We start from the raw sequence: 9,278 nt of genomic DNA, 5'->3' as shown, positions 1-9,278 counted from the left end.
TGTTATTGTGAGATTGTCCTTATGATCTGATCGATATTCTGTGTTGTATTGATGGATTGTCATGGTCATGGTCGTCAGAACTTGTATTGTTGTACAAGATCCGGGCTCGCGTGCTCTACACACGCGTAAGATCGTCGGCAGCGTCAGACTTGTATAAGAGACCGCCACCACACCGCCCACCTGCAGTGCCTTGAAGCCCAGCCCGGCCATGTTCTTGTCTTGCCAATCCAGCTTGGCCTCCAAGCTGAATCGGTCCCAACTGTCGCTAGGGTGTGCTACCCAATTATAGGCTCCCTCCACCATGCTCAGTAACGCAGCCGGCCCCATTTCCAAGCCACGGAATACGCCATAGCCAGGGTTGTCGCGGGCGGTCTTGACGATGCTGCCCATCCATTCGTCACCATGGTTTCGCAGGTTGGCATTCAGCCCTTGCAGTTGCTGCTCTTCATAAGCCCTGCGCATGGCGGGGGTGACTTCGTAGTCCAGCCATTCCGGACGATCTATTGTTGATGGCTGGGTACTCAGGGTTTGTTTGCGGGCAGCCACATCGTCCGCAAAGGAAGCACTATCGGACGATGCGTAGGCGCTATCGATGGCTCCGCTCACCAGACGGCCAAGCTGTTTGCCTCGACTGGCCCCGTTTGCCAGCAGGTTGCTGGCGGATTCTCCCAAGGCGGCAACGAAGTGTTTGGGCTGGCGTAATGCTTTGACGGTTTCTGCCAACTGTCGATTCCGCCCCATACTCAATTGATCCGGATTCCACCGATCCTTTTCCCGCAACGCCACCCCCTTATCCCGCAGCCGCATGGCATGGCTGAAGTCGTCCTCGCCAGCCTGCCCGCCTGAGCTGCTGAAACCACCGCTGTCATTTTGTGGCAGCTTCGGCCCATTGCTCACCCCTTGCAGCTTGGCATTGCGGGCCGCTGTTTCCCATTCTTGACGGACTTGAGCCTCGGCCAGTGACCGTTGTTGAGCCTGGTGGAGCCCTGCGCTAATACCAGCATTGGCAAAGGCATCCCCAAACGCCGTGGCCAGCATCGAGCGCTGGTAATCACGATAGTGGTGGGTGGTGATCTGGGTGGAGACCGCACTGCTGACGAAGTTACGCGCCAATTGGCGGGTGAAGGCATGGGCGAAGCTGGCTTCGCCCTGGCCGTTGCCCAGCGCCCGCTGGGTCGCTTGCCAGCTATCACCATATTGAGCACTGCCGATGGCTTCATTCATGCCATAGCTGGCGACGGCACCGACCCCGGCTGCGGCCACCTGATTCCACTTGAAGCCATCCTGCCAACCGGCCGCCCGCATCACCTGCTGACTGATGGTGTTGCCGATCATGGCATTGGTGCCCACCGCCGCCCAGCCGTTCAGGCCCATCATGCCGGCCACGCCACCGCTGCCGGTGGCGGCGCTGGTGGCGGTACCAGCACTGCCGATGGAGCCTACGCCTGCGGTGACTGCAGCGGTCAAGGCAGCAATCCCGACCTGCGTCCAGCTGAATTTCTCGACGTTGCCGGTGGCCTTGCCCACCAGCTGGCCAGCAATCGAACCCACCGCCGCCGAACCGGCCGCCAAGGCGATCCCGCCAATCCCCGCTGCGGCGGCGGTGGTCAACGCGGTGGCACCGGCAGTCATGATGGCGCCCATGCTAGTTGCCGTGCTGAGTGTACCGGCCATGGCCATGGTCGCGGCCCCCGCGGTAAAGATGGTGACCACGATCATCACCACCACCATCAGGATCATGCCGGCGGTGCCACAGCCCCCCTTCTTTGCCGGCGCCGGCGCCGGCATGGTCGGGTCCAGCCGGCCCATCGCTTCACCCGGGTTGTAGGGCCGGAAGGTGTTGCTGTTGTTGTGGATGTTGGTGACCTTGTTGGGGATGATCAGGTTCTGCCCCGGTATCAGCGCTTCATCGCCCTTCAGCCCGTTGGCATCCGCCAGCAGGTACCACATCGCGTCATCGCCCCACAGGGTGCGGGCAATACTGCGCAGGGTTTCCCCGGCGCTGCGCACGGTGTAGTTGCCGGGGGCGTTGGCCGGGTACTGTTCGTTGATCGGTTCGTAGTTCTGGTCGAAATCCGAGGAGCTGACGGGCCGACCGGCGCGATACAGCTGGTCGAGGTTGATCAGTTTGTCCTTCATCGCCAGTTGTTCGGCATACGATTGCCGGACCAGCTGGGTCTTGGGGTTGTTGCTGACGTCGCCGATGCGCTGGTTGTTGGCGTAGTAATACCATTGCTGGTAGTCAACGTAGCTGCCGTCGCTGTTCACCTGGCTTTCCTGGCGTTGCAGGATCTGCCCGTTGCCGGCGGTGACGTAGAAGAAGTTTTTGTGCCCCAGCAGGTCGTGCTGGCTGGTCAGGTAGCCGTTGGCGTCATAGCTGAATGACAGTTTGCCGCGCTTGCCGTCCTGCAGCTTGCCGGTGATCCAGACGCTGCTCTGCCGGGCGCCATCCCAGTAGGTGTAGTCGTTGAGGGTGGTGCTTTGCCAGTCGCGGTTGTCGCTGTCCCAGTCGTTCCAGACTTCGATCTTGGCCAGTTCGCCATGGTAGGCCGCCCGCTGCTCGTCGCTGGCGCTGTTCAGCGGCATACCCGGGAAGTTGGGGTCGGCCAGCGGGTTGCGATCCTGCCGGCTGTCGCGGTAGTAGTAGAGCGTGCCTTCCCATTGCCGCGGTTTGTCGGCAAAGTCGAAGCCGTAGCGCATTTCCCGCAGGATGCGGTGGTCGCGGTCATAGAAGGTGCGGGTGACCTTCTTTTTCTCCTCATCCCGATAGATGGTCGTCCGCCCCAGTTCGTCCAGCACCCGCCGCCCCTTGACCTGCCCGTCGTAGTAGGCCAGTTCCAGGAACCCATCCGCCCGATAGTCGTAGCGTTCCGCCTTGCCCGATTCGGCACTGTACGCCCCCACCCGTTGCCCGGTCGCATCGTACTGCAGCCGGATGCCCAAGGGGGTGCCGGCGATGTCCACCCGGTAACGGGTGTCGGTGCGGTGACTGCCACGCTGCCCGGTCAACGCCAGCTGGCCAGTGTGGCTGTCGTACAGCCCACCCATGGAGACGGTGAAGCGGTTGGCGGCGTCGTACTGGTACCACAGGTCATCCAGCTTGGTCAGCCCTTGCATGCCATCATGGTGATAGCTGCGCACCCGCCGCCGGTTGCCCAGCGCATCGTATTCATAGTCGATGGTGAAGGCGCTCTGGTCCACCACCCGTGACAGCCGGCCCAGTTCGTCATACTGCAGGGTGGCGTTCTGGTAGGTGACCTGGGTGTTGCCCTGGGCATCGATCGAGACGTACTGTTCCCGGGTCCGCAAGCCGGCATTGTCGTAGCTATAGCTGGAACGGGTGTGATGGGTCCGGTCGGTCAGGGCCTGCAGGTAACCGTTGGCGTAATACTGGTAGACCAGGTCCTGCACCCCCGCCTGCACCCCACTGGCGCCATCGGCGCCGGGTACCCCGTGGCGTCCCCCCTGCGGGGGCTGCTCATAACCGCTGCCGCGCTGGCTGATCAGCTGCCCGGCATGGTTATAGCCATAGTCGAAGCGACGCTGGCCCTGATCCACCCGCCGCACGCTGCGTTCGAAGTAGTCCACCCATTCGTGGCTGGCACGGCCGGCAACGTCGGTGGTGGTTTTCTGGTAACCGCCCAGGTCGCGGCCACCCGCGCCCAGGATGCCATCCGCCGTGCCGATCGCCACATAGCTGTACTGATAGCGGGTCTCGGCGCCGCCCGCACTGACGGTGCGGGTGATGCGGCCCAGGCTGTCGTAATCGGTCTGGTCGGTGTCCCCCAGGGTGTTGCTGTGGCTGATGCGCCGGCCCAGGCCATCATATCGGTAGCGGTCGCTCAGCCTGCCCAGATTGCGCTGGCTGCCATCTTCCTGACGGCTGACCACGCCCAGGCCATCAAACCCCAGTTGCTGCTGGCTGATCAGCCGCCCCGCCCCGTCATAGTCATAACCGGTATGGTTCATCACCTCGACCCGGGTGTTGGCGCCATTCACCAGCCGCTGTTCATCCCGCACCTTGACCTGGCGCAACCGGGTCTCGCCAAAGGCGGTGTAGTCCAGCACCTGCTTGCCACCCGCGCCATCCCAGCTGGTCTGCACCTTGATCGCCTGCGCGGTCGAGCCGGCCAGCAGCTGCTGCGTCTCCGCCACCCCGTTGGCGTTCAGCTTGCTCACCAGCCGCCCCGCCAGGTCATAGCCGTAACGCGTCACCGGCTGCGCCCGTTCGCGGAAGCCGTTCTCATAGGTCACATCCGTTTCCGGGTCGGTCTTGCGGATCAGTTGGCCGAGGGTGTTATAGTCAAAGCGGGTGGTCAGCGCTTGCTCATTCACCGGTACGTTGGCGCCATTGGCCACATGCAGGTTGATCATCTCCCGCGCACGCTCTTTGACCCGATCGTCGATCTCTTCGGCAATCTGCCCGAAGGCGTTGTAACTGAGCCGTTTGCTGATCTGGACCGATCGGTCAAGTTTGACGCCATTCCCCAATCGCCCCAACTCAAACAGGCGGGGTGCCACCGGTTTGTCGTTGTCATCTTTCAGGCCATAGAGCGTCAACACCGCCGGCACCATGATGGGGTCGTTGATTTCGTTGCGCGCGGGTTGTCCTGTCGCGTCCAGCATGGTCAACGTCACTTCCAGCCTGCGCCTGCCTTTTTCCGGGACCAGCGCACCGGGCGCCCAGCTGTACAGCATGCATTTTTCCGCGTCGTTCCAGCTGCCGGCCACGTCAACTGTCTTCGTGGTCTGGTGCTTGCGCAGCACTTCGCCCGTCACGGGATGCTTGACCGGTTGCTGCTTGTCGTCCAGCACGATCTCGCCCGTGGTCGGATCCAGATAGCTGACCCGCAACGTCGGTATGCGGCGGTTGCTCGGTCCATGCAGGTTGATGAGGGTGGGGCGGCGCGAGATCTGAACCGGCGACATCACCACCAGGCCATTGCTGCTTGCGGTAAAACCGCCCAACCCCTTCGAGACCAGCTCTTGGCCATGGCGGGCTTCATATTCGTAGTCAAATTCCTGGCTACCACTGGCGACTTTCAGGGCCGGATAGCGGGCTTCGTTCAGGATCGGGGGCAGTTCATTGGCCCCGAAGCGAATGGTGTGCGCCTGATCCCACTGTTGTCCTTTGAGCTTGACCTTGACCATGAAGTCGGTCACCGGCGATTTGATGGTCTCGTCGGTGAAGGTGAAGTTCACGGTGGTGGGGCGACGATTGACGACCAGCTGGCTGGTAATGCCCCCGTCACTTCGCACCGTCGCGCTACCGGTGCCGCTGCCAATCTCGCTGCCGTTGCTATCCTTGGCACTGTATTGCAAGGTCAGCGCTTGATTGCTGAATTGGGCGTGGATGGCACGGGTATCCCAGACAAACTCCCCCTTGCCCCGAACCGCCACGACCGCATGCTGCCAGGCACCCTGCCCCAGTCGATATTGTAGTGTCAGGCTGCTTGCGCCACTGACCGAAATCGGTAGGTACGGGGCATAGGTGCTGAGGGTATACGGTGCCACCAACGCACTATTGCCGTTGCCATCCAGCGTGATCTGACCGGTGGCGGTCAGCTTGCTGTCCCGATACTCGAAATCGAGCTTGGCGTTGCCCGTGGTCGGCAACCACGGCGTCAGGTTGAGCACCAGGAAATCGCCTTCCCAACGGTACTGGCTCGGACTGAGCTCAATGCGCTGGCCTGCTACGGTCATCGCCAGCTTGCCGTCGGTGCCGCGGTCACGGATCTGCACCCGGCCTTCCGGAACCGTCAGCTTACTGGCAATGGTCGTTTGGCTCAGACCATGGGCCGTGACCTGCACATCGGCCTGATAACGCCCCAGCAAGGTCACCAGATGGGTGGCCGGGTTGTTGTCCAGCAGTTCGTACAGTACATTGAGGGTGGTCTTGCCACGCAGCATGTCGCTGACCGACAGCAGGCTGGCAAGGTCGACCACCACCTCGGTTTGCCCGGCGGCCAACGGTTGCGGGAGCGAGAACGATTTGCCGTTGCTGGCGACGATTCTCCCCAGCAGATGGCCAGCGTTACCGCCAACCTGTAGTCGCAGCGGCGGGACCTTCAAGGTCACGGGTTTGAGTGCCATCACCATGCCCGACCATTTGGATTGGTCCACCGAGGCGGCATACCACTGCCCCCCACTGGCAATCAGCAGCTGGCCAGCACTGACCGGCACGGTGAACTGGGCGCCATAACCGTTGATGGCAACCGAATCCCAGGTATTGCTGTTCACCGAACGGTAGTACACCTCGGCGCTACCCACACCCGGTACGAAGCATTGGTAGGTACGCTGGCCGTTGACCGCCAATCCGCCGTTCAACAACAGATTGCCATCGGCAGCCAAGGTTTCGGTGGGGCCGAGTGTGACCGAATTGTCGCGGGCGACCGAGATCGTGGTCTGGGTCAACGAGGTGACGATATTCCCCTGCCGGGCGCGCAACACAACCGTATACCCACCAGGATTGACCATATTCCCATTCAGCTCGAAGGTGCCCAAGGTGGCATCCTTGGCCAAGTCAAAGCCATACAGCTGCTGGTCGCCGCTGAAATACAGCGCCTCCACCCGATCGACCGACTGCGCACCATAGCTGAGCATGACCTTGCTCAGGTTATGCAATTGGACACTGTCAACCTTGGTCCAGATGTAGTTCCGATCGCTATCAGGTGGGCCCTCGATATGCTCGTCGGCCTTAAAGGTGGCGATCTGGATGACAGCCGACCCGGCGCTGCTCGGCATATAGCGCAAGGTATAGCTCGCGGGATAGGTCTTCGTATACGTGTCATGGGTCTTGAAATCGGCTACCTGATTGGCCGCCTTGCTCACCGACCCGATCCGCTGCCCCGCCGCGGTATAGGCTTCGTAAACACCGGCCGGCGCTGCGGCCGGAAGGGTGATGTGCGCCTGGGTATAGAATCTCGACCGATCCCGTTGGTCGTCTGAGCTTCTGGCAGGGAAAAATCGACCGGTGCCGCTGATCTGTGTACCGGCAAACTGGTGGGCCGTCACCGTAAACGGGCTGGTAAACCCGGCACCCGTCACGCTGGCGAGCGTATCCAAAGCAATGGTTTGGTCAGCCGGCCGCTTGCCCGCGCTGTAGGCTTCATTCCCCAGCACCTGAATGCCGCCATCCTGCTTGCCGACACTGACACTCGTGCTCCCTGCCGAACCGGCGACGCGGATCTGACCATATAAATCCTGCAACTTCTGCTCATACAGCTGCTGCACCTGGTTGACCGTTTCGGTCACCGTCATCTTCGGGTCAATGGTCTCAACCAGCTGATTGCGCTTGTCGTAACGGCTGATGCGGTAAATGACATCGGTCAGCGGGCTGATGTCGAACTCGGTCGGCACCTTCCACAGGTCCTGGCCGGTCGAGGTCAGTTCGCGGGTGGTGTTACCGTTCTGGTCATATTGGTAAAGCCTGGTGACCCCGCCCTGGCTGTTGCTCTTCCAGATCTTGCCCTGCTGGTTGTAGGCAATCCGTTCCTGCCAGTCGCCATCGCCCAGCGCCTTGCGGTTGATCTCGCCAAAGCTGTTGTACTGCAGCCGGCGCACTTCACCCGTCCCCCGGTCCAGTTGCCGTTTGACGCGGCCCAACGGGTCGTTCTGGTACTCGGTGATCAGCTGGCTGCGGTTGCCCGCCGCGTCCTGCACGTCCACCAGCGTTTTACGGCTGACGAAGCCCAGGGCGTCGTAGTCGTAGCGTTCGGTAGCGCGGTCGGTGCCCTGCATCTCCACCAGCCGATCGCTCTGGTAGCGGTAGCTGACGACGCGGTCGGACTGGCCCTGCACGAGGCCGCGTTGCGTGAGCTGGCTGACATGGCCCAAGCCATCATAGGCAGTATCGGTCTGCGGGCGGATAGTCTGGCCGGCTGACTGATAGCCCGGTGCCTGACGGCTGCGTTCGCGGCCCCATTGGTCGAGGACGAGGTCGGTGGTCTCCCACACTTCCCCCTGGGCACTGGTTGAGGTCAGCTGGCTGATCTGTTTGACATTGCCCAGCCCATCGTAGTCGTAGCGGGTGATGGCATCGGTCACCGCACCCCGGCCACTGCCCGGGGTCAGGGTGCTGGCGCCGCTGTTGCTGTCCACAATCCGGTCGAACTCGACGCCACGGATGCGCACTTCCTTGACCCGGCCCAGTCGGTCCAGCGTGGTGACAGTGACGCGGTCGTTGACCGGGTCACGCGGCTGCGCGGCCAGCACTTGTGGCGCGCTCTGCCCAGCAATCGGGCCGCTGTAACGTTGCGCATAGCGGGTCTCCAGCCGACGCAGGCTGTCCGGGCCGTCGGCGGTCTCCCGATAGTGGTGGTCCCAGGCGGTCAGGTAGCCTTCCCGATCCAGGCTCACCACTTTCCGGCCAACCCCGTCATACCAGTGATAGGCCCGATTGCCCCGCGCATCCACTTCCTGGATCACATTGCCGACTGCGTCATACACCAGCTGCGTGACCAGATCCTGTTGTTTGGATTCGCCAGCTTTGTTGGAATCGCTGGTGTCGTATACCAGTCGATTCGGCTGGATGACCTGGGTGCGCCGGCCCACGGCGTCATAGCGGTACCGTTCAATCCGGTCACTCATCGGTGCATCGGTGACGACCGGGATGGCGGTGTTGGCATCACGTGGCCCGACGCTCACCATATTGGCCGAGCGGATCTGATAGCTGACCTGCCCGGCCGGGGTGTAGTCCCAGCGGGTCAAGGCGCCCAACGGATCGACTTCAGCCAGTTTGTTACCGACCGCGTCATACCAGAACTGGGTACTGACCCCACCCGTGACCTGACCATTGACCCAATTGCCGCCCTTGATCTGCTCGATCACCCGGCCGGCTGCATCATAGCGGGTGAGCTCCACCGGGGTAATGGTAGGGGTCTGTTGGCTGGTGGCATCAAACGCGGTATACGCCTGACCGATCTTGTGCGTCAGCCGGCCGACTGCGTCATAGCGGTAGTCGGTGATGCGCTGCTCTGGTAAACCTTGCGCTTCGATACTGCGGGTACGGTTGCCGAGGCTGTCGTATTGGTAGACATTGACCACATCGACATTCTGGCCAGCGGTGTTTTGGGCGCGGGCGGCCAGGGTTTCCTGGGTCAGCCGGCCCAGGCGGTCGTATTGGTTGCGGGTAACGCCGCCGGCACGATTGACGGACTGGGCCTGTTGACCGAACGCATCCAGCGCATGTTGGCCTTGTGTATCCAGCGCGCCTTCGTAACGACCGTCCGCATCCAGCGTGCCCAGCTTGCGGCCGAGGCGGTCCAGTTCGGTGGTCT

Annotated in this window: 1 pseudogene; it reads right to left on the bottom strand. The window is 62.1% G+C overall.

Annotated elements, in window-relative coordinates:
- Window positions 1–9,278: pseudogene (locus FFS57_RS23700) on the bottom strand (LysM peptidoglycan-binding domain-containing protein); the annotation flags it as partial.

Source organism: Chitinivorax sp. B, from assembly GCF_005503445.1.
Taxonomy (GTDB): Bacteria; Pseudomonadota; Gammaproteobacteria; order Burkholderiales; family SCOH01; genus Chitinivorax.
Note: the sequence above shows the minus strand (reverse complement) of the source record. Positions and strands in the feature narration are given on the sequence as shown.